The organism is Helicobacter typhlonius, from assembly GCF_001460635.1.
GTDB lineage: Bacteria > Campylobacterota > Campylobacteria > Campylobacterales > Helicobacteraceae > Helicobacter_C > Helicobacter_C typhlonius.
Genome location: NZ_LN907858.1, coordinates 1192063 through 1216436, shown reverse-complemented (window position 1 = coordinate 1216436; position 24374 = coordinate 1192063). Strand labels below are relative to the sequence as shown.

Annotated in this window: 26 protein-coding genes and 9 tRNA genes; 24 read left to right on the top strand and 11 right to left on the bottom strand. The window is 38.6% G+C overall.

All coding sequences use genetic code 11. The annotated features are described in order from the left end of the window. Positions 1–259 precede the first annotated feature (259 nt). The 3 genes from BN2458_RS06060 to yedE form a co-directional block, all read right to left on the bottom strand. Positions 260–2287 (bottom strand): BspA family leucine-rich repeat surface protein, encoded by a 2028-nt coding sequence (locus BN2458_RS06060; protein WP_058122064.1) that lies wholly within the window; start codon positions 2285–2287, stop codon positions 260–262. A 244-nt stretch (positions 2288–2531) separates the two neighbouring features. Next, complete coding sequence (yedF, locus tag BN2458_RS06055) at positions 2532–2771, bottom strand: sulfurtransferase-like selenium metabolism protein YedF (protein ID WP_011116139.1); 240 nt, start codon at positions 2769–2771, stop codon at positions 2532–2534. A gap of 11 nt (positions 2772–2782) precedes the next feature. Continuing rightward, positions 2783–4009 carry a selenium metabolism membrane protein YedE/FdhT gene (gene yedE / locus BN2458_RS06050; protein WP_034342796.1) on the bottom strand — a complete coding sequence of 409 codons (1227 nt, stop codon included), beginning with the start codon at positions 4007–4009 and terminating at the stop codon, positions 2783–2785. A 238-nt stretch (positions 4010–4247) separates the two neighbouring features. On the opposite strand from yedE, the gene BN2458_RS06045 reads away from it, so the two are divergent. After that, positions 4248–4856 carry a hypothetical protein gene (locus tag BN2458_RS06045; RefSeq protein ID WP_034342799.1) on the top strand — a complete coding sequence of 203 codons (609 nt, stop codon included), beginning with the start codon at positions 4248–4250 and terminating at the stop codon, positions 4854–4856. A gap of 8 nt (positions 4857–4864) precedes the next feature. After that, positions 4865–5560 carry an NAD(+)/NADH kinase gene (locus tag BN2458_RS06040; RefSeq protein ID WP_231944740.1) on the top strand — a complete coding sequence of 232 codons (696 nt, stop codon included), beginning with the start codon at positions 4865–4867 and terminating at the stop codon, positions 5558–5560. Here the strand turns inward: BN2458_RS06040 and BN2458_RS10575 are convergent. After that, entirely contained in the window at positions 5526–5660 is a 135-nt protein-coding gene (locus BN2458_RS10575) for a hypothetical protein (protein ID WP_268902970.1), read from the bottom strand. The genes BN2458_RS06040 and BN2458_RS10575 overlap by 35 nt on opposite strands. Positions 5661–5782: 122 nt before the next feature. Beyond that, complete coding sequence (locus BN2458_RS06035; RefSeq protein WP_034326298.1) at positions 5783–6361, bottom strand: phosphatase PAP2 family protein; 579 nt, start codon at positions 6359–6361, stop codon at positions 5783–5785. A gap of 133 nt (positions 6362–6494) precedes the next feature. On the opposite strand from BN2458_RS06035, the gene BN2458_RS06030 reads away from it, so the two are divergent. From BN2458_RS06030 to BN2458_RS06010, 5 genes are all read left to right on the top strand, one after another. After that, positions 6495–7436: a hypothetical protein gene (locus tag BN2458_RS06030; RefSeq protein ID WP_231944739.1), complete on the top strand. Its 942-nt coding sequence runs from the start codon at positions 6495–6497 to the stop codon at positions 7434–7436. Positions 7437–7473: 37 nt separating this feature from the next. After that, positions 7474–8754 carry a flagellar hook-length control protein FliK gene (locus tag BN2458_RS06025; protein WP_052082108.1) on the top strand — a complete coding sequence of 427 codons (1281 nt, stop codon included), beginning with the start codon at positions 7474–7476 and terminating at the stop codon, positions 8752–8754. A 15-nt stretch (positions 8755–8769) separates the two neighbouring features. Continuing rightward, the gene (flgD, locus tag BN2458_RS06020) at positions 8770–9591 is read left to right on the top strand and encodes a flagellar hook assembly protein FlgD (protein WP_034326297.1); all 822 of its coding nucleotides are present in this window, start codon (positions 8770–8772) and stop codon (positions 9589–9591) included. Continuing rightward, a complete protein-coding gene (locus BN2458_RS06015; protein ID WP_034326296.1) occupies positions 9588–11825 on the top strand; it encodes a flagellar hook-basal body complex protein in 2238 nt (745 codons plus the stop codon). Before flgD ends, BN2458_RS06015 begins: the two co-directional genes overlap by 4 nt. A 111-nt stretch (positions 11826–11936) precedes the next feature. Beyond that, entirely contained in the window at positions 11937–12227 is a 291-nt protein-coding gene (locus tag BN2458_RS06010; RefSeq protein ID WP_034326294.1) for a hypothetical protein, read from the top strand. 5 nt (positions 12228–12232) lie between these two features. Here the strand turns inward: BN2458_RS06010 and BN2458_RS06005 are convergent, their stop codons facing one another. Genes BN2458_RS06005 through BN2458_RS05990 form a run of 4 tightly spaced genes read right to left on the bottom strand, consistent with a single transcriptional unit; the run spans position 12233 to position 17401 of the window. Then, positions 12233–14467: an endonuclease MutS2 gene (locus BN2458_RS06005; RefSeq protein ID WP_034326293.1), complete on the bottom strand. Its 2235-nt coding sequence runs from the start codon at positions 14465–14467 to the stop codon at positions 12233–12235. A gap of 5 nt (positions 14468–14472) precedes the next feature. Further along, positions 14473–14928 carry a hypothetical protein gene (locus tag BN2458_RS06000; RefSeq protein WP_052082109.1) on the bottom strand — a complete coding sequence of 152 codons (456 nt, stop codon included), beginning with the start codon at positions 14926–14928 and terminating at the stop codon, positions 14473–14475. Then, positions 14928–16247: a UDP-N-acetylmuramate--L-alanine ligase gene (murC, locus tag BN2458_RS05995; protein ID WP_034326291.1), complete on the bottom strand. Its 1320-nt coding sequence runs from the start codon at positions 16245–16247 to the stop codon at positions 14928–14930. The genes BN2458_RS06000 and murC overlap by 1 nt, the downstream gene beginning before the upstream one ends. Then, positions 16244–17401, bottom strand: a complete 1158-nt coding sequence (locus BN2458_RS05990) for a succinyldiaminopimelate transaminase (RefSeq protein ID WP_034326289.1) — start codon at positions 17399–17401, stop codon at positions 16244–16246. Before BN2458_RS05990 ends, murC begins: the two co-directional genes overlap by 4 nt. A gap of 241 nt (positions 17402–17642) precedes the next feature. Between BN2458_RS05990 and BN2458_RS05985 the strand changes: the two genes are divergently transcribed. The 4 genes from BN2458_RS05985 (at position 17643) to BN2458_RS05970 (ending at position 18139) form a co-directional block, all read left to right on the top strand. Further along, positions 17643–17717: transfer RNA gene (locus tag BN2458_RS05985), tRNA-Gly, on the top strand. A gap of 102 nt (positions 17718–17819) precedes the next feature. Continuing rightward, positions 17820–17907: transfer RNA gene (locus BN2458_RS05980), tRNA-Leu, on the top strand. 19 nt (positions 17908–17926) lie between these two features. Continuing rightward, positions 17927–18001, top strand: a tRNA-Cys gene (locus tag BN2458_RS05975). A gap of 50 nt (positions 18002–18051) precedes the next feature. Next, positions 18052–18139 (top strand) — tRNA-Ser (locus BN2458_RS05970). Positions 18140–18151: 12 nt separating this feature from the next. On the opposite strand, the gene BN2458_RS05965 is transcribed toward BN2458_RS05970, so the two are convergent. Both BN2458_RS05965 and BN2458_RS05960 read right to left on the bottom strand, forming a co-directional pair. Then, positions 18152–18631 (bottom strand): hypothetical protein, encoded by a 480-nt coding sequence (locus tag BN2458_RS05965; RefSeq protein ID WP_052082110.1) that lies wholly within the window; start codon positions 18629–18631, stop codon positions 18152–18154. Positions 18632–18879: 248 nt separating this feature from the next. Continuing rightward, complete coding sequence (locus tag BN2458_RS05960; RefSeq protein WP_034342804.1) at positions 18880–19080, bottom strand: hypothetical protein; 201 nt, start codon at positions 19078–19080, stop codon at positions 18880–18882. 210 nt (positions 19081–19290) lie between these two features. Here BN2458_RS05960 and BN2458_RS05955 point away from each other — a divergent pair. The 13 genes from BN2458_RS05955 (at position 19291) to rplL (ending at position 24267) form a co-directional block, all read left to right on the top strand. Further along, positions 19291–19366 (top strand) — tRNA-Thr (locus BN2458_RS05955). 54 nt (positions 19367–19420) lie between these two features. Then, positions 19421–19505 (top strand) — tRNA-Tyr (locus tag BN2458_RS05950). 72 nt (positions 19506–19577) lie between these two features. Further along, a tRNA-Gly gene (locus BN2458_RS05945) sits at positions 19578–19654 on the top strand. A 71-nt stretch (positions 19655–19725) separates the two neighbouring features. Continuing rightward, positions 19726–19800: transfer RNA gene (locus BN2458_RS05940), tRNA-Thr, on the top strand. 82 nt (positions 19801–19882) lie between these two features. Beyond that, positions 19883–21082 carry an elongation factor Tu gene (tuf, locus tag BN2458_RS05935; RefSeq protein ID WP_034326281.1) on the top strand — a complete coding sequence of 400 codons (1200 nt, stop codon included), beginning with the start codon at positions 19883–19885 and terminating at the stop codon, positions 21080–21082. A 12-nt stretch (positions 21083–21094) separates the two neighbouring features. Continuing rightward, complete coding sequence (rpmG, locus tag BN2458_RS05930) at positions 21095–21265, top strand: 50S ribosomal protein L33 (RefSeq protein ID WP_034326279.1); 171 nt, start codon at positions 21095–21097, stop codon at positions 21263–21265. Between the two features lie 17 nt (positions 21266–21282). Continuing rightward, a tRNA-Trp gene (locus tag BN2458_RS05925) sits at positions 21283–21358 on the top strand. A gap of 45 nt (positions 21359–21403) precedes the next feature. After that, positions 21404–21583 (top strand): preprotein translocase subunit SecE, encoded by a 180-nt coding sequence (secE, locus tag BN2458_RS05920; protein ID WP_034326310.1) that lies wholly within the window; start codon positions 21404–21406, stop codon positions 21581–21583. A gap of 22 nt (positions 21584–21605) precedes the next feature. Then, a complete protein-coding gene (gene nusG, locus BN2458_RS05915) occupies positions 21606–22121 on the top strand; it encodes a transcription termination/antitermination protein NusG (RefSeq protein WP_034326277.1) in 516 nt (171 codons plus the stop codon). Positions 22122–22148: 27 nt separating this feature from the next. Beyond that, positions 22149–22574 carry a 50S ribosomal protein L11 gene (gene rplK, locus BN2458_RS05910; RefSeq protein ID WP_034326276.1) on the top strand — a complete coding sequence of 142 codons (426 nt, stop codon included), beginning with the start codon at positions 22149–22151 and terminating at the stop codon, positions 22572–22574. A 14-nt stretch (positions 22575–22588) separates the two neighbouring features. After that, positions 22589–23293, top strand: a complete 705-nt coding sequence (gene rplA, locus BN2458_RS05905) for a 50S ribosomal protein L1 (RefSeq protein WP_034326274.1) — start codon at positions 22589–22591, stop codon at positions 23291–23293. 93 nt (positions 23294–23386) lie between these two features. After that, positions 23387–23869 (top strand): 50S ribosomal protein L10, encoded by a 483-nt coding sequence (rplJ, locus tag BN2458_RS05900; RefSeq protein WP_034326272.1) that lies wholly within the window; start codon positions 23387–23389, stop codon positions 23867–23869. A 20-nt stretch (positions 23870–23889) separates the two neighbouring features. Further along, positions 23890–24267: a 50S ribosomal protein L7/L12 gene (rplL, locus tag BN2458_RS05895; RefSeq protein ID WP_034326271.1), complete on the top strand. Its 378-nt coding sequence runs from the start codon at positions 23890–23892 to the stop codon at positions 24265–24267. The last annotated feature ends 107 nt before the right edge of the window (positions 24268–24374 follow it).

Here is a 24374-nt window from a genome sequence, read left to right as displayed (position 1 = left end):
GATTTTTGCTTAAAAGCAAAAGGTTTGATAAGAAAAAATATATTTATGTAGAAAAATGTAGCAATATGGAGAGAATCTTAAGGCTGTGTTTGTTGAGTGCGTAGTCATATTCACTCGTAGGTTTGCCTTGCTTTGTGAGTGCATTGCGTGGCGTGCATTTGCTAGTGGGAAAAATTTGAAGTGTGTGCGTATCAAATGCTACGCGACATAAAATTCTTGTGTGAAATGATATTTTTGATACGCCTTTTTGAGGGTAGATTTACTTTTTTCTATACCATTGTGGTAGATTAGATTCTAAAGGTGTATTTTTAAACATCGCCTCTTGTTTTACATTGCTCTTTAGCTGCTCTCCCCATTGTTCAAGCGAAAAAGACATTGAAGTGTTTTCAAACATCTCACTCATATCCTCTACATTAGAAATATCCCACCCACTCAAATCGCAATTCAATGATTTTACATCTTTAAACATAGCCCTCATTGTTTTAACATTACTCACATTCCACTTTTGTATTTGGCAACCAGAATGACGATAATAGACATATTCAGAAAATAATCCTGCCATATCTGTAATAGCACTCGTATCAATATGATCAAGAGCTATTCGTATGGGTTGTCTCAACAATAAAATAAGCTCCTCTTTATCTTGTGGGTAATATATAATTCCTTTCTTGGGTATGCTTTCAAGCTTTGCTTGTTCTTTCTCTGTCAGCTTGTAAACCCAATTTGGCAAATGAGATTCTAAAGGTGTGCCCTTAAAAGTTTCTTCCGCAAGACAATCACAATTATATTCCATTTCAAGCATACGCGAGACTTTCCACATATTTAAGTCTTGATTAAAGGTAGAGGCATTTTTAAATATGTATGTCATATTTACAACATTTTCCACATTCCATTGGTTAAGAGGTTGATTAAAACTCTCTGCATTCCAAAACATTTCGCTCATATTTTTTACATTGCTGACATTCCACGCATTTAATGGTTGATTAAAACTTATTGCTCCTGTAAACATAAATTGCATATTTTTAACATTACTTACATTCCATTTATCCAAAGGTGCATTGAATGCGCTCGCATTCGCAAACATACCCTCCATACTTTCTACCTTAGAGGTATCCCATTCATTAAGTCCATCAAACTCCCAAGTTACTCCTGCAAACATATATGACATATTGGTAACATTGCTGACATCAAAATGTGAAAAATCACTAGGCTGGAAACTTGGTGCATTTTTATCTCGCATACACCCCCAAAAGGAGAAGAAATCATCATAATCAAGCTCGCATTCTAAGGCATACAAAAAGCTCATATCTGTAATGTTGCTTGTGTCAATATTTTTAAAATCAATATTTTCAGAGGTGAGAAGGTAATAGAGCTCATATTTATCCTTTGGGTGAAAGATACCCTTGTCGTCAATAGCTATATACATTACTTCGGATTCTTCAGATTCTGCGGATTTATTTTGTCCTCCATAAATACCATCATAATATACAGACTTAAAAATATCATCTGACAACAAAAGACCATTTATTTCAAAATCTTCAGTAACTTCAATATAGCCGTGATTATAAAGCCACCAATGAGCTAGTTTCTTTTCACCATCATAAAGTATTCTTGCTATGGCTGTGCGTTTGCTTTGTGAATCATAAAAAATAAAATAATCCCCTATAACTTTTGCAAAATCAACGCTGAACTCTAGCCCATTGGGTATAGAATAAAATTGGCAACAAGTTTCTTCTGGGTCTATCTCCCCAAACATTAAAATAGCTTTTTCATTCTTTCCTATGAGTGTTACACCAAAAGATTTATCTAAAGTATTTTCTTTTAGGATAAAATAGGGTGTAGCATATATGATTTCATTATCTTTTTGATTGACGGGTATCATCATCTCAGTGGGTTTATCAGGAAGTTCAAATAATGAATGTCCTTGAGAATCTTTTAACTCTAATAGTGGAAAGTCATAAGTGTAATTATCGGGGTCGTATGGGTGCTTGAAATGAGGTTTATCTTGTTGGTTAAACTTAAAATCTTTGGCTTCCAAGCCTTCAGGAAGTGGCACTTCTGGGATTATAGGAGGTAATATATAAGTCTCATTTGGATTTTGAGATACACCAGTAGAAATAGAATCGGCATTATTGAGTGTGGCAATATTGTTTTGAGTATCTTGGAGCAATACACTTTCTACATTTTCAGAAACAAGAGATTTAGAATCTCTTAATGCCTTTATTCCAAATGCAACTGCCCCCACACAAGCTAAAAACACAAATCCAAAGATAATTTGTTTTTTCATTTTCTCTCCTTGATTATTTTCTTAAATTTACTTTATAACTTAACGAAAATATTAAGAGGAATTAGGCTTTAATACATAAGCAATAAAAATAGGGGGGGGGGATTAGTAGATTCACTCTGTGAAATCTTATGTGTGTAAGAATCTTTAATTATATTACAAGCCTTTCTTGCCATTGCTACTCCCCCGAAGTTTTAAAATGTCGCATTATAAAATAATTTTGCTTAAACATCTTAATCTGCATATTTTAAGGCTTCTTGATAAGATACCTTATCGTGGCTCCTAGCTGCTCTACTCCTAACACTTCATAGCCGTGATTTTTCGCATCAATGGGGATATTATTAATGCTTTGTGGGCAATCACTTAGCACTTCCAAAATCTCGCCACTTTTAAGCTCGGGCAAAACCTCCAGAGTTCTTACCGCAGGATAAGGGCAAGGCTCGCCTTGCAAGTCTAATCTAAAATTTGGGATAATTTCTTGTTGCATATTCTCCTCCTTTATGCGCGTTCAAATCGTTTATTTTTGGCAAAATATCGCCGCTCAAGAAACAGCACAAAGGCAAGGAATGCAAAAAGCAACACATAGCTTACCACCAAGCCACCATAATTACCAAAGGATTCTAAAAGATTAATTTTAGGGAAGCTTGTCGCAAGCGGCACAGAATAATAATCCCAAGTCGCTGCCAAAAGCGTAGAGCCAATGACATTACCAACACCTACAATCCAATAATGCACCTGCCCCTCAACTGCGCGATACATCCAGCCACATTCACACCCTCCTGCAATCACAATACCAAAGCCAAAGAGCAATCCGCCAATCACTGCATTTGGCGCAGCCCACATAATTTTAGGCGGAAGTCCAAGCATAATGTAACTAAAAACGCCAATAGTTGAAACCATCATTCCCACAATCACCGCTCTTGCCATATATCCACGCCCTGTGATAAATAAATCCCTAAAGGCAGAGGTAAAGCAAATCTGCGCACGCGAGATGATAAATCCAAATCCCACACCAAATACAACTGCAAGTGCTAAAATAGGAATCTTTTTGCCCTCTGGAATATTTCCATACGCCATTAGATACGCTACCCAAACGCCAATTCCAACTAATACCAAAACACCAAGTGCAAAAAGGAGTTTTGCCCTACTCTGATTTTCTTTGCTATTTCCAATGTCTTTTTGCGCACTGACTTTCTCTAGCTTTGTATGAGAGCGAAAAAGTGGGAGTAAAACAACCTTTGTACCTAGCCACACACCAACAAGCGTCATAATCGTAAAAAACCACGCGTGCAAGCTAAATTGTGGAATCCCCGTAAAGAAACTCGCCAAATTACAACCCATACCAATCCTCGCACCAAATCCTGCGATAATCCCACCAATAAGGGCTTGAGCGATTCTAATATTGCTTTGAGGCAAACGAAACTTGACATTATTTGCCATTGCGGCAGCGGCAAATGCCCCTGCAAACATTCCAATAATCATCACGCCATCTACCCTATCTAGCGGTGTTCCTTGCAAACCTAGAATCTTAAAATAACCCCAAGTGCTTGTATCCACACCCAAAAGATTCATAATATGTCCGCCCCAACGCGTAAATTCACCTGTAACAGCCCAATAAGTCCCAGTCAAACCAAAATAATAAGCAGCCATTACGCCAAGTGCGATAATCGCGGGCATAGGCGACCAAAATTTGACTAGGAATCTTTGCTTGAAATCCTCAAACATAACATTCCCCAAAATAGCAAAATAAAATTAGAGTGCGTAAGAAAAAGAAGTATGATGCGTCTCTAATGTAATGCTTTACACGAAAGCCTTTCTAAGATAAATTTAAGATTGTATATTACAGCGACTTAATAGAATCTTAACCTTATGGTGGAATATTTTTTGCTTATATTCCTTAAAATAAGGAGCACCAAAGGCGTTATAACCTCTAGCTTTTGACATATACAAGGAGTGTATAGCTATGGAAAGGAATTCATCAAAAATAAAAATTTTTTTAATATTTGTCCTGCTACTTTTAGTGGCTCTTGGTGGTGTATATTATTATATAGCAGCAGATTCTGATATTTCGCTTGAGGATATTAGTGAAAAAATAGAATCTAATCTTTTACAGCAAGAAAAAATAGAAAAATCTGAACTTGATTCTAAAGACACGCAAATTCAACGTTTAAAAGCCCAAACCAAAGCATTAAAAAAAGAGCAAGAGAGCACTCCTGTGAAACTCCGCTATTCTATCAAACCAAAAGATAAAATCGTGGCACGTTGTGTCAATATGAAAATAGGACGTTGGGGTATGCCAAAAAACTGCACTGAAGAGCTTACAAGTGGTATTGTAGCAATGACAAGGGCAGATAATAAAATTGTGGCTTTTGAGATTTCAGGCGTGGTAGATAATCTCCCTTATGCAGGGCTAAGCCCAGAGCTTAAACAAGAAGGATTAGCGAGTTTTCGCGCAAGAGAGGCTATTTATATAGTGAGCAAAAGAATGCCAAATGTCGCAGCATTTGAGGGCTTAAGTCAGCAAAAAGCAAATCAAAGGGGATTTGTTGTCCGCGCATACTATGTGGAATAGACTCTAAAATGAAATCTCATAATGCCCCTATTACAAAAGTTGGCGTTATCTTGCGCCCTTCAAGCCCGGAGCTAAAAACGACTTTTTTGCAAATAAAAGAAGAGCTTAATAATGCTGGCATTGAAGTGATATTAGAAAGCATTAGTGGGGGTATGATTGAACTCTTAGGAAGAGATTTTCATCAGCTTGCTACACAATGTGATGCACTTTTTAGCCTTGGTGGCGATGGGACACTTATTTCTATGCTTCGCCGCGCATTTGAATATGAACTACCTTGTATGGGGATTAATACAGGGCGATTAGGCTTTCTTACGGCACTTATGCCTCAAAATCTACATACCTTTACTTCTCATCTTAAAAGTGGGGATTACACTCTGCAAAAACATCTCGTGCTTCAAGCGCGTATATATTCCACTTTAAATACCGCATACGAAGACAATTTAGACAATAAAAACCAAACTCCTGCTCAAACACTTATTGCCATCAATGAGTTTCTTATCTCCAAACACGAATTAAGCGGTATGGTGCATATTGATGCAAGTATTGATAGAAAATATTTTAATACTTATAGATGTGATGGGCTTATCATCGGCACGCCTGCTGGCTCTACTGCGTATAATATTAGTGCAGGTGGTTCAGTTATTTATCCTTATTGTCGCAACATTTTGCTTACCCCCATTGCACCACATTTTCACAGAGTGTAAGGACTTTTGTTTTTAGAGATTCTAATTTCTCTTTTGGTGCTTCTATTGTAGCATTAAGCGCATCATAAATTTGCTTATTGAGTTTTTCTTGAGGTGTCATATTCTTTCCTTCTTTGATTTTTTAAGCCATAATTTTATAATAAAACTTAAAAATCACTCTTAAAAAAGCAAATTACACAAACATTTTTTATACAAAGTAACGCTTCCAACAAGGGTGTTTGGCTAAAATGCCTTTTTGTAGTGTAAATGATAGCTTGGTGTGCCATCTATGGCGGTATGAAGTGAGAGACTAAGATGCTTTGGTTGATATTTTGAAGCAAGGAGATACGAAGTGCCAAAGCCAAAAATTGCTCCGGAAATAACTTGCGCAGTGGTGTGCCTCTCCGCGTAGATTCTGCTTATTCCCACAGAAGTCGCCACTGCTGCAAGTGGTAATCCCCATTTCCAACCATATCGTTTTTGAGCAAATCCCACGCTTGAGAATACAAATGAAGTATGCCCGGAGGGGAAGCCATCAAAGCTCCCATTGTTCGGGCGTTGGGAGATTCTAGCGTTTGCTTCATTCGAGCGTGAGGCGATGACAAATCCTTGTTTGATAAGATGTGTGCCGATGAGTGTCGCTCCAGCACCGATAGCCTGTTGCTTCACGCCTTGAATATCATCAATACTATAGCTATATGCCATCATTGCAAAGGGCAAAATCAACATTACATCGCCATAGATTTTAAACCCGCTTTTTTCGTAAGAAAAGCCCTGTGTGAGGAGCATTATCCATAGTAGTATGATACTACAAAATTTCATTATATTCCTTTTTGTGTGTTTATGAGCGCTATTATAAAATAATTTTTACAAACTTTTGCGTAGTGTTTGTTGATTTTTTGGGTATATACGGAATATTTTTTGCTTTATCTCTTACAAAATTTACTCGAGGAGTATGACTATGCTAGATGCTATGCAGAACACCATTTTAAACAAAACAGATTCCACAAATAAACGCGCCAACTCACCATCAGCCGAAGTAAGCAAGCTTGAGAGCAAGTTTGAAGATATGTTTGCCAAAGCCGCACAGGCTAAGACTGCAAAAAATACAGAATCCGCGCAAAAAGCCCAAAATAAGGCGAAGTTAGCCGAGCAAGATTCTAAAATACCGACTAAAAATGCTAAAGCCACGCAAGGTAAAAATATATCAAGTATGCCAAATACACAATCTCAACTCGCTATAGGTAAAGAAGCGAATGCAAAATCTGCTCCGCTTACATCATTTGATTTTGCGGACAATGACGGGCAGGATTCTAAAATAGCCTTGCAAGAAAAGATTAAAAATGCAAAAGAATCAAAACCAGCAGAGGTAAATCCTTTGATTGAAGCATTGAGCGCGGCAAATAAAGAATCTCAAAAAACGCTTAAGGCAGATTCACAACCCGGTGCAGAACACGATAAAAATATACAAAATCTTGTTAAACCTGCCATTGATAAAACAATAACGGGGCAAAATGAACAAAAACTAGCAGAGCAAAAGTCTCCAGCAGAGCGTCTTACAACTATGCCAATGCCTCAAAAGGTGAATGATGAAAAGACTTTGGCAGATATAGAGAGATTAGCCCAAGTAAAGGGACTTAATCCTAGCAATATTATATTAAGTAAAGAGGAGGAAAAGCCAGCCACGCCAAAGGTGAAGACTATTCCCGCATCGGCAAAAGAAAGTATAGCGTATGAGTATGAAAATAATGTCGATAGAATCGCCATTGTGAAGCGAGGCACGAACAAGCCTAAAAATATCACGAGCAAAATCTCAAATGAGTATGCGAGTAAAAAGCCAGAGACAGAAAATATCGCTGATTTATCCTTTATAAAGGACAGACCCCAGATCAGCTGATGTAGAGATAGTTGAGAAGCGCAGCACAAAGACTTTTGTGTCTAAAAATGGCGAGACTACACATATCGTAGAATCTCACTCTAAAAGTAGTGAGACCACGCGTATCGTAGAATCTCAATCTAAGGTGGAAATATCCTCGCTCAAGGATATGCCTATAAAGGGTGCAGATTCTAAAGAGACTAAAGATGTATTAGAATCTGCTAATGCAAAGCGAACTAGTGGTAAGACAAAAAAGTCAAAGAAGCACAAAAATGCCAAGAAGCAAGAGGTGCAGAATGTTGTGATAGATTCTAAAGAATCTGCAAAAAAACCTTTAGATATTAAAAAGATTGCAGATTCTAAAGAAATTCAAGCGACACAAAAAGTGCAGGTATCGCAGATTTTGCAGGAGCAGAGCAAGGAGCATAAAGAGTATATTGCGCCACAAGCATTTGAGCTAGAAGATGATGAAGTGGCACAAGAAATAGAATCCAAAGAGAGCGAAATCATCTTAAAACCTCAAGCTAAAGGGCAAATGCCACAGAATACAAATGCACAAAATAAGGGCAATGTGTTGGCACAGAGTTTGGCGATTGTGGAATCAAATAAGGATAAAAATCACAAAGATTCACAAAAGGATTCGCGCCAAAAAATGACAAAATCAGGCGATTCTCAATCCGTGCAGTCAAAAAATAAAGAGGAGGCGCAAATAGGCTTTGAGGATATGCTTGCAAGTCAGTTTATCGATGAGGAAGAGCCTCAAAAGATAGAAAGTTTCAATAGTGGAGAGAAAAAAAAGGAGCAGCCCAAAGAAATCCAAGAGCAAAAAGAAAGTCAAACGCAAAAGAGTGGTGCACAAAAGCAAAGTGCGGAGGTAAGTCAAGTCAAGCAAAATGAGAAGACGCAGATTCTCTATCGTTCAGCTCTTGCTAAAGAAAATATAAGATATTTCGCACAGACTTTGCGTGAGGAGATATTAAACTATAAGCCACCGGTTACAAAGCTTTCTATGGAGCTAAATCCGCGTAATTTAGGGAGTTTGGAGCTTACAATCACAAAAAAAGGCAAGGATTTGCATATAAGTGTGTTGTCAAATGCCAACGCGGTGGGGCTATTCTTGCAAAATCAAGTGGATTTTAGAAACTCTCTCGCACAGGTAGGCTTTGAAAATGTAGATATAAGCTTTAGTTCCGGTGAAAAGGGCGGTGGAGATAATCCTAGAGAGCAAAACGCCTCACAAAATGGCTCATCTCACGAAAATAGGAACAAAAATGGCTTGGAAGATTCGCAAAATGGCGAGATAAATATGATTCATATCACGCTTCCAAAATATGCGTAGGTTGAGGGTAGGACAATGGCAGTTGATTTAGCAGAAGTTACAGGCAGTGCGGCAAAAATAGCAAAAGAAAAGGAAAAGGTGCGTAATATTAATGAGCTTGATAATGACGCGTTTATGCGCCTCTTTTTAGAGCAATTAAAGAATCAAGACCCAACCGCGCCTATGGAAACAGACAAAATCATCACACAAACTGCCCAACTCACACAGGTTGAAATGCAGGAGCAAAATAAAAAGACAATGGTTGAAGTGGCGGAGGCGATGAAAAGCACGCAGGAAACAAATAAAGAGCTTAAAGAATTTCAATCCCAAATGAAAGAATCCCTTGAAGCTTTGAATCTTGGTATGCAAGAGAATGCAAAATCAAATGTGCTTACGGCTCAACTGAATGCACTCAACACGGTGTCAATGATAGGCAAAGTCGCAGAAACTGATGTCTTTGGCGTGAATGTGGAGCGGGGTAAGGCGGTGAAATTTTCTATATACTTTGACCAAAAAATTGACCCAAATAAGGGCGAACCTATGGTGCATATCTTTAATAGCAGCAATGAAATGGTAAAAAGCATTTCACTTAAAGATAGAGCAAATCAAAATGGCTATTTGGAATTTACTTGGGATACTTTGGATAATCAAGGTAAGCAGGTTGATGATGGCACTTATAATATCCGCGCGGAGTATAATCTTGATGAAGGCACAAAGCAATATCATACTGCTCGTGTGGGAAGAGGAGAGGTGCAAAGCATTATTTTTGATAAAGGTGCTCCTATGCTACGAATGGGTGATATGATCTTGCCGCTTGATAGTGCGATTGAATTTTATAATAAGGACCACGGGCTATGAATGGGACTTTAGTCAATGGATATAGTGGTATAAAAACGCATCAATTTGGGCTAGATTCTATTGCAAACAATATTGCCAATGTCAATACCATTGGTTACAGAGAGAATATTCCACAATTTGAAAGCCTTTTTGCTAGTAATATGGATTCTCTTAATGCAGATTCTCCTATTAATAACGATATGAACTATGGTGCAACAAAATCAAGCAATGCTATTTCTACTCGTAGCGGTAGCTATAAAGCAAGTGATGGTGAATTTAATGTCGCTTATGAGGGCAAAGGTTGGTTTATTGTAGGTGAGCAAAAAAGTGGTTCATTTGAAATCAAAGATGATGGCTATGAGAAAAAGCAAAAAAATTATTTTACACGCGATGGCTCGTTTTTGCGTGATGGCGAGGGGTATATTGTCAATACAAGTGGATATTATATGTATGGAGTGGATTTGGGTAAAATAGAAAATGATATTTTCACTTCAAGTCAAAGTGAAGAACAAGATACAGAAGCCTTATCTTCAGGTATGCTGAAACCTTTGCAAGTGCCACAGAATCTTTACTATCGCCCTGTGCTTACGACAAGAGTTGATTTAAGCACGAATTTGAATAAAAATGAAAATGCTTCGTCTGCGACAAAATTCTTTAGAAATGCAAATGGCGAATTTGATGAAGAACGTTTTATGAATACCGACATTAATGCCTTTGCCGCCGATGATGTGCCGCTCAATGCCCCAAGTTATAATGAGGTGCGTCTCACGCTTGATAAAGAAGGGCGCAAGGAAGTGCTTACCTTTAAATATGGGCAAGGTGGTGCAGAGGCTTTGGAGTTTCGCACTTTTAACGATTTAAAGGAATTGTTGCTTGATAAGGTGGGCTTGGAGCTTGTGATAAATAAGGGCGCTGATGATAAAGTAGGTGAGAAGGTAAGCCTTGAACTAAAAAATAATTCTTATAAAAAGCTTAATTTAGAACTCGGCGGAAGTTTGTTTGAAAAGTTAGGATTCAAAGGTAAAAATGATCATTTTAGTAGTGGCGTGGGTGTGAATTTCAACGCAAATAAAGCCTATGAGCCAAATACGATTGTGCAATATAAGGGCGTGGTATTTATGCGCACAGGTGAGCTTGGCAAGAGCGAGAATCCATTTGAGGATAAGGAGAATTGGCGCATTTTAGATACGAGCGCAATTAGCGATTGGAGTGAGAATGCCACCTATTTAGAAGGCGATATGGTTGCGAGTGAGGGCAAAATCTACCGCCGCACAGAGCACGCTGGGAATAATCCCATAGGTGAGGGCAACTGGGAGGAAATCGCGGATATGCAGACTTCGCTTCCGCCAGAATACGCGCAAGGCACGAATTACGCACTTGATGATATTGTGAGTCGTGATGGCAAACTTTACCGCAAGATTATCGATAGTGGCTCAAGCGACCCAAAAGTGGATAAAATCGGTTGGCAGGAGATTCGCGGGGATAGCTTCCATAGTGAGTTTATACAGATTCCAAGTTATCAAACCAATGTGGAAATTTATGATGAGAGTGGCAAGAAATTCCTTATACAAAGCCATTATTTTATGACAGCCTCTGATAATCCAAACGCTACGCCACCAAGCGGTGAGCAGTGGGAAGTGCGCTCAGCAATCTTTGACCAGCAGGGCGAAGTGATGGTAAGCCCGGATTTTGTCGTGCATAATATAGAGTTTGGCACTGATGGTAAGCCAATCGCAGAGCCTGTGGAATTAGAATTTGGCGATAAGCGCGTGATATATAATATCGCAGGGACAGACAAAGTGCCAAGCTCTAATTTTGTATATCGGGATTCTGGTGTGGTGGCTAAGGAACAGGACGGACGAGCTGAAGGGCATTTGCGTGATGTGAGAATTGATAAAGACGGCATTATTTTCTTAGCGTTTGATAATGGCGCGTATGAGCCTATGGGGCGTGTGGGAATCGCGGCTTTTGTCAATGATCAAGGACTTAGAAAAGTAGGTGGAAATCTCTTTGAAATGACTGAAATGGTCGTAAATGGTAATGCAAATACTATTAGCGGACGCCCAATACTCGGCTGGGATAGATTGAATCTTAAGTATGGCTCTGTGCTGTATAAGCACCTTGAAACAAGCAATGTTGATGTGGGAAATGCCTTGACAGAGCTTATTGTAATGCAAAGGGGCTATTCGATGAACGCAAAAGCCCTCACAACTGGCGATGATTTGTTAAAAGAGGCGATTAACCTCAAACGATAAGATTTTTTAGATTCTATGATGTTTCTCGTATTGTAGAATCTATCTTTATTATTTTTTAAATAAGCAAATTTATGTAAGAAACATCTCAATGTAAAGGCTTTAAAAGATGAAATGGCTAAAACAAAAATTATCAAGTATTCTCACAAAAATACGAGACAAAAAACTCCCTCTACAAAACTAGAAATGTTGTCTTGTGTAGAGCAAACACTCGCTTTGAGGAATTTTATTATCCTTAATACAAATGCAAAAGTTGCAACAAATCACTTCTTGCTTTTTTCCTACACGATACATTGTGTAATGTCTGGATATACAAATCTAGGGGATTTTATCCAAACGATAGCGACAAAAAATGCTCTTGTGCGATTATTTAACAAGCCTATATGCCAACGAAATTTGATATAAAAGATTCAAAGCCTAATCACCTTTGCGCCAAATCCGCCCATTTGTGCGGGTGCATCGCTAAAGGATAATACTTTGGGGTGAGACTTGAGATAATCATACACAAGTTTGCTTAAGATTCCGCTGCCAATGCCGTGATATACAAGCACTTCGTCGTATCCGGCGATAAGCGCGGAGGATAGAAATTCATCGAGCTTATCTATTGCTTCATCACCACGCATTCCGTGCAAATCGCAGCTTACCCCTACGCTTTTTGTGTGTGAGAGCATAATTTTTGTCTGTGGGGGAGGTGAGGGCGGAGTAGCACCTAGGGGTTTGAGATTGACTAATTTTTCCTTGAGTTTCACACCATTGTCAAGCTCAATAAAGCACATTGCACCCTTTATACTTATGATTTTGCCTCTTGCACTTTTATATTTTACTCTATCGCCAACTTTGAAAGTTTGTGAATATTCTAGTTTGGGAGGTTCTGCCGTGATTTTATCTTGTAAAATATGATGAGCCTTGTTAAAAGCCTTGTGTATGTCTTTAGATTCCTTTGCTTTTAGGGCACTCTTAAGTGTTTGCGTGGCGTTTTGGTAGGTAGATTCTAGATGATGTTGTAGTTTGAGAAAAGCTTCTCTTTGCGCCTCTTCTTGTTCTTTAAGCGATAAAATTTTGTTTTCATAACTTTTTATGAGCGAATCTAGCTCTGTGCGTTTATCTAAAAGCGCAATTTCTAGCTCACTTGAACGTTCGATAAGTTCGTTTAGCCGTTCCTTATCTTCGCCATACACTTCTTTTGCGCGTTGGATAAGTGTATGCGGGATACCATAGCGCGCCGCACTCTCAAACGCATAGCTTTTGCCAATGCTACCTTTAAGAAAACTAAAGAGTGGTTTTTGGTTTTGTATATCATACATTGCGGCACAGAGCTGGACTTTGGGATTATGCGCCATAAGTGCTGCAAGATGTTTATGATGTGTGGTAAGCACGATGTGCGCGCCATTTGCCATTATATGCTCTAAAAGCACCTTGTAGAGACTCGCCGCCTCGTCCGCATCTGTGCCTAGCTCGATTTCATCGATACCAAGTAGGAGAGTGGGTGTGTTTAGAATCTGGCTAAATTCAAGCATTCTCCCCGCAAAGGTCGAAATATCATTTTTGCTATTTTGTGGGTCGGAGAGAATAGCTACGATATGCTTAAAATATGGAATCTGTGAGCGGTGCGCGTTGATTTTAAGCGGAATGAGAAATTTAGTGAGAAAACACGCGCTAAGGAGTGATTTTAGAAGTATAGTTTTCCCTCCTGCATTTACACCCGTAATCATTAGCGTTTGGGCGTTAAATTCTAAACTAATGGGCTTTGGATTGGCTAATGTTGGGTGGGAAAACTCGTGCAGGATAATATCTTTTTGCTTACTTAACTGATAGATAAATGAGAGATTATAGGCTTTGGCAAAGCTTAATCGCGCATAGATATGGTCAAAGGTATCAAAAGCGTGGTTAAGAAAAGTCAAAAAAGGAATATGTTTATGTAAGGTTGCGCATAGAGTAGCACAAAGCTTATATAAGCTTTCTTGCAAGCTGTCTTTGAGTGTATTTTGCCTCTCTTTAAGTGTGATAATAGAATCTGGCAAGAGATAAAAAAAGCCATTGTGTGAGCGTTCAAGCACCATACCGCTGATAACTTGATTGTATCCAGCTTTAAGTAACAAACATTCGTGTTCATTAATATAATGCACATTGTGATCCACGAGATAGGGTGCGATAGCGGATTTTTGCAGAATCTGACGCATTTGCTCGTCTATACGCATTTTGTTTTGCTTGATGTGGGATTTGAGATTGTCAATATCAGGATAAATACCTTCTTTTAACTCGCCCTCATCATCAAAAATTTCTTGTATATCGCTAAGCGCGTTTGGAATAACGATTTTATCAAGCCATTTTTGCGTGTAGGGGGTGGATTCTAAAATCCTTATTTTGAGATAGAGAAAATAGCGCACAAGCTGCATACAAGCAAAGATAGAATCTAGCCCCAAGATACCGCTTTTTTTGAGGTGCATTAAAGGTGTATCAAGTGAGGCAAGTTTGGGTGGTGCGGATAATGGGACATCATCAAGTTCTTGCAAAATCGTGGCATAAAACTGCCTGTCTCCATTAAAAATAAAGCCTTTTGTCCGCGCGAAATATGCTTGAAACTGCTCTAAAAAGGCGGATAAATCAAGCCTTGTGATGAGTGTTTGATATTCTTGTGTTGGCATTATAGCTATAAATCTTTAGCCTTTATAGAATCTTGTGAATCCTCACCTATACTTTTACTTTCGCTTTCTTGTGTCTGTGAAGATTCTATATTTTGCTCTGTGTTTTTTGTCTTGCATTCTTGTAATGGAATCACAATGTGTGTAAAAGAAGCATTATTTTTGCCCTGAAAGCTCATCGTGCCATTGCTTAGGTTAAAATCCTTTGCGCTAATGCCAATCTCCTTACCCTGATAATTACACACAATAGGTATCCCACGCAAAAATGCACCCTTTATTGCATTCAGCTTTTCACTCTCATCTTCTTGCACGAGATTGTAGATACCAATAAGCACGGCAAGTGCTAAAAAACACACACCGATAATGATTTTACTTTGACGTGAGATATGCTCTTTATATCGAGCAAGAAGCACAAAAATAAGGACAAAAAGGAGTAATGTGAGTAAAAAGATAACATAGCCCATTATTTTTCTCCTCGTAATTGATAAGTAATATCTCCTGCGCCAAGCCCAATAATAAGTGCATTTTGCAAAGTTTTAATGAGATTATCTCCATCATAGAGGTGGATTTGAGAATTTTCGCGTTTAAGATGTGTGGCAAAGGTGGGATTATAATGTGCAAAAAGTGAAGCAAAATCAATGTCTATATGTGCTTCACCTGCTTTCCATACAGGTAAAATCACAAGTTCATCACACGCATTATGAAAGCAATCTATAAAAGCTTGCAGATTATCAAGCACACGCGAGTATTTATGAGGTTGCCAAATGGCAATGACTTTATTATGAGGTTTAAGCGAGTTATAAATCGCTACGCTTTTGAGTGTAGCGAGAATTTCTGTGGGGTGGTGGGCGTAATCATCGATAATTGTTGTTGCGCCTTTAGTGAGAATATCAAATCGCTTTTTGATACCTTTGAAGTTTTTAAGATTCTCTTTAATTTGGGGTAGGGCAGAATCTCCTAGCTCATCAAGCGCGCATAAAATTGCCAAACTTGCATTTTGCGCCATATGCTCTCCAAAACCCCATACACTAAACTCCCCATAATTTTTAAGGCTAAAAGTTGTTTGAGGTTCATCATTATGGAGATTAAAGCGTATGTCTTTAATGTCTTTATCAGGGCAAAGCGTGATAGATTCTATACCTGTAAGGCTTTGCAAATAAGGGTCGCTTAGGTTTAAAATGCGTTTTTTTGCTTTACAAATGAATTCATAATATGCGCCATAAAATTCCTTTAAGTCGTGATTATAGCTCTCCATATGCTCTGGCTCGGCATTTGGGATAATCGCACAATAAGGATTTGAGTTTAAAAAGCTTTTATCAGATTCATCAGCTTCAAAAACAATGCTTTCACTTTTCGTTTCACGCACATTTGAGCCAAACTCTTTAGAATCTGCACCAATAATTGCACCAAATTGTGGAAGAATCGCACTTAAGATTGCGCTTGTTGTAGATTTGCCGTGTGCGCCACATACGCTAAAGACGCGTTTTTCTTTAAGAATAGAAGCAATGGCTTCTTTGCGTGAAAGGACTTTAATACCTTTTTTTATTGCCTCTTGCACTTCAATATTATCAGGCTTAATGATAGCTGAATGAATTACTACATCTTGATTGGTAATAGCAGCAGCACTATGAGGAATATGAATAGGCACACCTTGTGCGCGGAGGTATTTTGTGGCATTTCCCTCTGCAATATCCGAGCCACTCACTTCTATGCCTTGTGCGCGGAGATATTTGGCTAAGCCTGAAATACCAATACCGCCAATGCCTATGAAATGTATTTTCATTTATGCTCCTGTTTATAAAGTTTGATTGCTTCTTTAAGGGCAAGAAGTGCTTTTTTTGTTGTATTATTATCATACACAAGGGCGATTCTTACATAGCCTTTACCTTGATTCTCCCTGCCTAAATAACTACCTGGCAGAGTAAGCACTCCTTTTTTCTCATAGGCGAATTTGCAAAATGCCTCATCATTATCAACTTTAAGCCATACATAAAAGGTATAAGGGCTGATTTGCCCTGTGCTTAGTTCTAAAATCTCCCTCGCTAAGGCGAGATTTTTAGCATAAATGTGTCGGATAGATTCAGGAGTTTGCATATCTTTCCACGCTACGGCAGCAGCTTTTTGCAAAGGTAATGGCAGTGCGCAGCCCAGATAAGTGCGATAGAGGTTGTAGGCTTTTAAAATTTCAGCATCTCCGGCGATAAAACCGCTACGCAAACCCGGAGCAGAGGAGCGTTTGGAAATAGAATTAAGGGCAATAATATTTTTAAATTGTGCATTTCCTGCTTGGATTGAGGCTTGGAGAATGCTCGGAGGAGGAGAGCTCTCATAAATTTCACTATAACATTCATCATTTATAATCACAAAATCATATTCAAGTGCTTTTTTTACCCATTCTTTAAGTGCTTGCATATCTAGTATTCTACCTGTGGGGTTATTAGGAGAATTAAGAATAACTAAATGGACTTTCTCAAGATCTTTTGCTGTGAGTGAGGGTGTAAAGTTATTTTGCTCTGTGAGATTCATAAGAATTATTTGTGCTTTTGCAGCAATAGCTGCGCCCTCATAGATTTGATAAAAAGGATTAGGATAAGCAATGGTAGGGCTTGGCATATCATAGAGATAGAACTGCGGGAAGTTGAAAAGCACTTCGCGTGTGCCAAAGGTGGGGATAATTTGATGTGAGCTAAGCGCGAGATTGTAGCGTTTGTTAAGGAATTGAATCTGCGCGTTTTTTAGCTCATCTTCGCCGCTTGATTTGGGATATTTGTTGAGTAAATGTGCGTTTTGCCGCCAAGATTCTATAATATTTGTCGGAGTGGGAAATTGAGGCTCTCCAATAGTGAGGGTAAAAATTTCGCAATTTTCTGGTGGGGTGGCATTTGCGAGGAGGGCGCGGAGCTTCTCAAAGGGATAACTTTCAAAATGGTTAAGCACACAGCCTCCTTAAAGTGTTGTTGTTCTAAAATCCACAATGTGTAAAATGTAAGCAAAATATACTACCCTCACACTACCCAAAAATTTGTGAGTTTTGGGCGAGATTAGGGCTTTTGCATATCACCACCACTCTTATGTGGCGGGAATTATATAGTAAAATAATAACTTTTTGCTATGTTTTTGACTTTTGCCCTTGATTTTTTAATAAAGCGTTGGTAGAATTACCACCTTAAAAGTCTGTGCGGGAGTAGCTCAGTGGTAGAGCACAACCTTGCCAAGGTTGGGGCCGCGGGTTCGATCCCCGTCTCCCGCTCCATTTTTTAGATTTTTATACTTTAAGCTTTCGACTACACACAATCATTTTTAAAGCTTTTTGATGTTTTTTAAGGGCTTTATTTTTGTTTGATTTGCGAGTGAAGCCCGGGTGGTGAAATTGGTAGACACAAGGGACTTAAAATCCCTCGGACATTGCGTCTGTACCGGTTCAAGTCCGGTCTCGGGCACCACCCATACTTGAAAAAGTGTGGCGACATAGCCAAGTGGTAAGGCATGGGCCTGCAAAGCCTTGATTCCCCAGTTCGAATCTGGGTGTCGCCTCCAAAAATAGACTTTGGATTTTAGATTCTATATACTTCTTTTTTTCACAGATTCGGGAGATGGCTGAGCGGTTGAAAGCGGCGGTCTTGAAAACCGTTGAGGGTAACACCTCCGGGGGTTCGAATCCCTCTCTCCCGGCCACTATTTCCACAATTATTTAAAGATAACATCTATTGTTAGCATTGAAGCAAACCACATTAGAAAACTCAAAATACTAAAAGATAAAAACCCAAAAGTGAAGACTTGTTTTTTAGAGGAGGGCATTATGGCAGAATGAGTATTTTTACGATAGATAATAAGAGATAAGATAATAAAGGTCGGAGCAGCACAAATAATGCTTACTAAAGATATAAAAGGAATAGAGAATCTCAAATCTTCTAACATTACCATAGCAGCTTTTGCTTTTAGCATTAGCACATCAATCATTTCCAATCCGATCACTATACCTACCCCAATTACGCTACCTATCATACACCCTGTTAAACTGGCATAAGCAAAAGTAAAAAAATATCTATTTATATGTTTTCTGATTCTATGTGCATAAAATAATGTAATGCACATTGCTATTATACTAATTGTGCCTACAATACTTAAAAAAATAATTACATAAGCTAAAAAAGCCAAATTTCCCATTAATCTCCTTTGTTTATAATTTGCGTAATTATAAACAAATATTCACTTAATGGAAAGATTTATTTAAGAGTGCAAATGCAGCTAAAATTTCAATAGAGTATAATAAACAAGCCCCACTAAAAAGAGAGTCAGCATTTAATTTTTTTTGCCTTTTATTTAACAAAAATATTAATATATGTGGGATAAGAATCCATAGGGAGCTCACAAAGCCTATTGCATAGATTCTTAAAAAATCAACATCAATAATTTCACGCGGGGATATAAATTAGAGTTAAGCCAATCATTCCACCCACTGCTATGCCAGCAAATCCACCATGAATAAACGATGAGTTGATAATATTTTTAAAATTCGGAATGAGCAATAAGAAGATATTGATGAGAAATGATGGAAAAGTAAAAAGTAGGGCAAACATTCCAACAATTTCAATAAGAGAAAACAAATCATTCATTGTTATGAGCCTTTTTGAGATTTATAGCTTCATAATATTATCTAAATTTAATGCGAATGCTTAAACTTTAATGCAAGGCAAAAAAAGCAAAAATAAAAAGTTATGATGATGCAAAAAATGTGAAATAAAATGAGAAAGGCAAGTTTTAGAGGGTTTTCTCTTGACAAAGCAAGATGAAATCTATATAATTGCAACTTTTTTATCTATAATGCTGGTTTAGCTCAGTTGGTAGAGCATCTGCCTTGTAAGCAGAGGGTCGGGGGTTCAAGTCCCTTAACCAGCTCCATTTTACACTCTAGCGGTATCGCTTTCAGTGTTTGACCAGTTTTTGATTATTTTTGGTGAGTTACTCAAGTGGCCAACGAGGGCAGACTGTAAATCTGCTGTCTCCGACTTCCGTGGTTCGAATCCACGACTCACCACCACTTTGCAAAATTATGTGTGAGATTATAAGAATTGCGGTGAGGTGGTAGCTGAAATAATTTTTTTGTAAGTTTGCGGGAATAGCTCAGTTGGCTAGAGCATCAGCCTTCCAAGCTGAGGGTCGCGGGTTCGAGCCCCGTTTCCCGCTCCATACTGGGAGCTGAATCTTCACTTTGCTTACTAATAAGTTAAGATTATCCCATTAAAGTATTACATTAATATGCCCATATAGCTCAGCGGCAGAGCACTTCCTTGGTAAGGAAGAGGTCGGCGGTTCAATCCCGCTTATGGGCTCCAGTTTTTTATATGTAGAATCTTTTTAGTTTTCTATGGATTTTGAAAGATTCTAAAATTAAATCTTAAAGTTAGGAGATACAAAATGGCAAAAGAAAAGTTTGTGAAAAACAAACCTCACGTAAATGTGGGAACAATCGGGCATGTTGATCATGGTAAAACAACTTTGAGTGCAGCTATTTCTGCTGTGTTGGCAACTAAAGGTCTTGCAGAATTGAAAGACTATGATAACATTGATAACGCGCCAGAGGAAAAGGAAAGAGGTATTACTATCGCGACTTCTCATATTGAATATGAGACAGAAAATCGCCACTACGCGCACGTGGATTGCCCCGGACACGCTGACTATGTTAAAAATATGATTACAGGTGCAGCTCAAATGGACGGAGCAATTCTTGTTGTTTCTGCCGCAGATGGTCCTATGCCACAAACACGTGAGCATATCTTGTTGTCTCGCCAAGTAGGTGTGCATTACATCGTTGTATTTTTAAATAAACAAGATATGGTTGATGATGCTGAATTGCTTGAGCTTGTGGAAATGGAAGTGCGTGAATTGCTTAGTCAATATGATTTTCCCGGAGATGATACTCCTATCATTGCAGGTTCTGCTCTCAAAGCACTTGAAGAAGCAAAAGCAGGTAATGTAGGTGAATGGGGTGAAAAAGTATTAAAATTAATGGAAGAAGTTGATAAATATATTCCAACTCCACAACGTGATACTGAAAAAACATTCCTTATGCCTGTAGAAGATGTATTCTCAATCGCTGGTCGTGGAACGGTTGTAACAGGAAGAGTAGAAAGAGGTGTTGTGCAAGTAGGCGATGAAGTAGAAATCGTAGGAATCCGCGACACTCAAAAAACAACAGTTACAGGCGTTGAAATGTTTAGAAAAGAGCTTGATAAAGGTGAGGCAGGAGATAATGTCGGTATTTTGTTGCGAGGAACAAAAAAAGAAGAAGTAGAAAGAGGTATGGTTCTTTGTAAGCCCGGCTCAATTACTCCACATAAGAAATTTGAGGGCGAGATTTATGTGCTTTCAAAAGAGGAGGGCGGACGCCATACACCATTCTTTAAGGGATACCGCCCACAATTCTATGTGCGAACAACTGATGTTACCGGTTCTATTGAGCTCCCAAGCGGTGTAGAAATGGTTATGCCTGGTGATAATGTAAAAATCACAGTGGAGCTTATCGCACCTGTAGCACTTGAAGATGGGACTCGTTTTGCAATTCGTGAAGGTGGTAGAACGGTTGGTTCAGGTGTTGTAACCAAAATCATAGAATAATAGAGGCTTGGCATGGCAAAGGGAAGCACTATTAAGATAGGGTTGAAGTGTGCAGAATGTGGTGATATTAACTATAGCACCACTAAAAACACAAAGACAAATACAGAAAAACTGGAGCTCAAAAAGTTTTGTCCTCGTTTGAATAAACATACCATTCATAAGGAAGTGAAGCTTAAAAGTTAGGCTTTTGCCTAACTTATAGGTCAGTAGCTCCAATGGTAGAGCGTCGGTCTCCAAAACCGAATGTTGGGGGTTCGAGTCCCTCCTGGCCTGCCACGGAGATTTGGTAGTCTGTAGTGAAAAAAGAAAGAGATGCAAATGATAAAAAAGATAAAAACCTATTTTCAAAGTGCGAATGAAGAACGTTCAAAAGTTATATTTCCTACGAAAGAGCAGATTCGAAATGCGTTTGTCTCTGTGTTGATTGTAGTAAGTGTAATTACTTTATTTTTAGCATTAGCGGATTGGATTTTGTTTCATTCTGTATCGATAGTTTTATAATATTGTTGTGGAGAGGTGACACTTGGAGTGGTATGCTATACAAACGTATTCTGGTAGTGAGAGGTCAGTAGGTGAAGCAATCCGCAATCTTATTAAAGAAAACCAGATGCAAGATAGATTCGGTGAAGTTGTTGTGCCTACCGAGTCTATTATTGAAGCAAAGAAAAAGATTGTAGATAGAAGCCTCTATCCGGGCTATGTATTTATCCAAGTGGATTTGGATACAAAGCTTTGGCATATGATTCAATCTTTGCCGAGAGTTGGACGTTTTATTGGCGAGAGCAAAAAGCCCACACCTTTGAGCGAAGCTGATATTGCTAAGATTCTAGAAAAAGTGAGGAATCCTAGTGCGCCAAAACCGAAAATTTCTTTTGAACACGGCGAGGTTGTGCGCATTATTGATGGTCCTTTTGTGAATTTTACAGGCACGGTGGAAGAGTATGATTTAGAGCATAAAAAGCTTAAGCTGAATGTTTCTATTTTTGGACGCAATACTCCTGTTGAAATTTTATATTCACAAGTGGAAAAGATTATTTAAATTTGTTAGTAAAGGAAGGAATACGCAATGGGTAAAAAAGTTGTTGGTGAGTTGAAATTACAAATTCCAGCAGGGAAGGCAAATCCATCTCCTCCTGTAGGTCCAGCATTGGGTCAAAGAGGTGTGAATATTATGGAATTTTGTAAGGCGTTTAATGAGAAAACAAAGGATATGGGTGATTTCAATATTCCTGTTGTGATTACTATTTACCAAGATAAAAGCTTTACTTTTATCACAAAAAAGCCTCCTGTAACTGATCTTATCAAAAAGGCAGCTAAAATTACAAAAGGCTCTGATAACCCTCTCAAAAATAAAGTTGGGAAATTGACAAGAAAACAACTTGAAGAGATTGCCCAAACCAAAATGGAAGACCTTAACGCTTCTAGCATTGAAGCTGCGAAGTTAATTGTCGCGGGAAGTGCAAGAAGTATGGGTATTGAAATCCAAGATTAGAAACGGAGTTGTTTATGGCTAAGAAGATTGCAAAGAGACTACAAGCGTTACAAGCAAAGGTGGATTCTCAAAAAATATATGATGTGCAAAGTGGCGTAAGCGCGGTTAAATCTTTAGCTTCTGCTAAATTTGATGAGACGGTTGAGGTAGCATTACGTCTAGGGGTTGATCCTAGACACGCTGATCAAATGATACGCGGTGCGGTTGTTTTACCACACGGGACAGGCAAAAAGGTGCGTGTAGCTGTGTTCGCAAAGGGTGTGAAAGCAGATGAAGCAAAAAATGCTGGAGCAGATGTGGTTGGAGCTGATGATTTAGCAGATGAAATAAAAAATGGCAATATTAATTTTGATATTGTTATTGCTACGCCCGATATGATGGCTCTTGTAGGTAAAGTTGGTAGAATCTTGGGACCAAAGGGTTTAATGCCAAACCCAAAAACAGGCACAGTTACAATGGATGTAGCCAAAGCAGTTTCTAATGCTAAAAGTGGGCAGGTGAATTTTAGAGTGGATAAGAAGGGTATTATCCACGCGCCTATTGGTAAGGTTTCTTTTGCTGAAGATAAGATACGAGACAATATGCTTGAGCTTGTGAGAGCAATCAATAAGCTAAAACCAACTTCAGCAAAGGGCAAGTATATCCGTAGTAGTTCTCTGTCTTTGACTATGAGTCCAGCTATCAAGCTAGATTCGCAAGAACTTATGGATATGAAATAAACTTTGCGTATCACATTTATCTTAGACCAAAGAACTTGGGGGCTTAGGCTTAAAAACTACCCTAGGTGAGGTTTTGGGCTGAAAGGAGGAAAAATGACTAAGCAAGATAAGATTCGGATTGTTGAGCATTTGGGTTCTGAATTTAAACAGGCTTCAGCCTTTATTGTATGTGATTATAAGGGTTTACGAGTAAGCCAAATTGAAGAGTTGAGATGTGCTTCAAGGGCTGCAAACATTAAAGTGCAAGTGATTAAAAACACTCTAGCAAGTATTGCAATTAAGAAAGCGCAGTATCCTGATTTAGAGTTAAAGGACACAAATATCTTTCTTTGGGCAGATGATCAAATCATTTTGTCCAAGATTGTTTGCAAATTTGCAGACGCTCATAGTGAGCACTTTGCTCTAAAATTTGGCGTGTTTGATGGAGAGATAGTCGATAGCAAACACATCGTGTCTGTTTCCAAGCTACCAAGTAGAGAAGAACTTATTGGTATGTTGCTTTCTGTATGGACTGCACCAGCTCGCTACTTTGTTACAGGGCTTGATAATTTGAGAAAGCAAAAAGAAGAAAATTAACACAATAAAAGGAGTGTAAAATGGCAATTTCTAAAGAGGAAGTATTAGAGTATATTGGGAATCTTTCTGTGTTGGAGCTTTCAGAGCTTGTAAAGGCTTTTGAAGAAAAGTTTGGCGTGAGTGCTGCGCCAACCGTTGTGGCAGGTGCAGCAGCGGGTGGTGTAGGTGCAACAGCAGCTGAAGAGCAAACCGAGTTTAATGTTATACTTGTCGATGCAGGTGCGAATAAAATCAATGTGATTAAAGCAGTGCGCGAAATCACAGGTTTAGGTTTGAAAGAAGCAAAAGATGCTACAGAACAAACTCCAAGCACACTCAAAGAGGGTGTGAGCAAAGAAGATGCACAAAACTTCAAAAAGAAGCTTGAAGATGCAGGAGCAAAGGTCGAAATCAAATAATTTTTGACATTCTCTGCTTTTTATAAATCGCCAAATCTTAGTTGCTAAGGTTTGGCTTTTTGCATTTATGGAATATTGTAAAAATACTTTATAATTTCGTTAGGTTT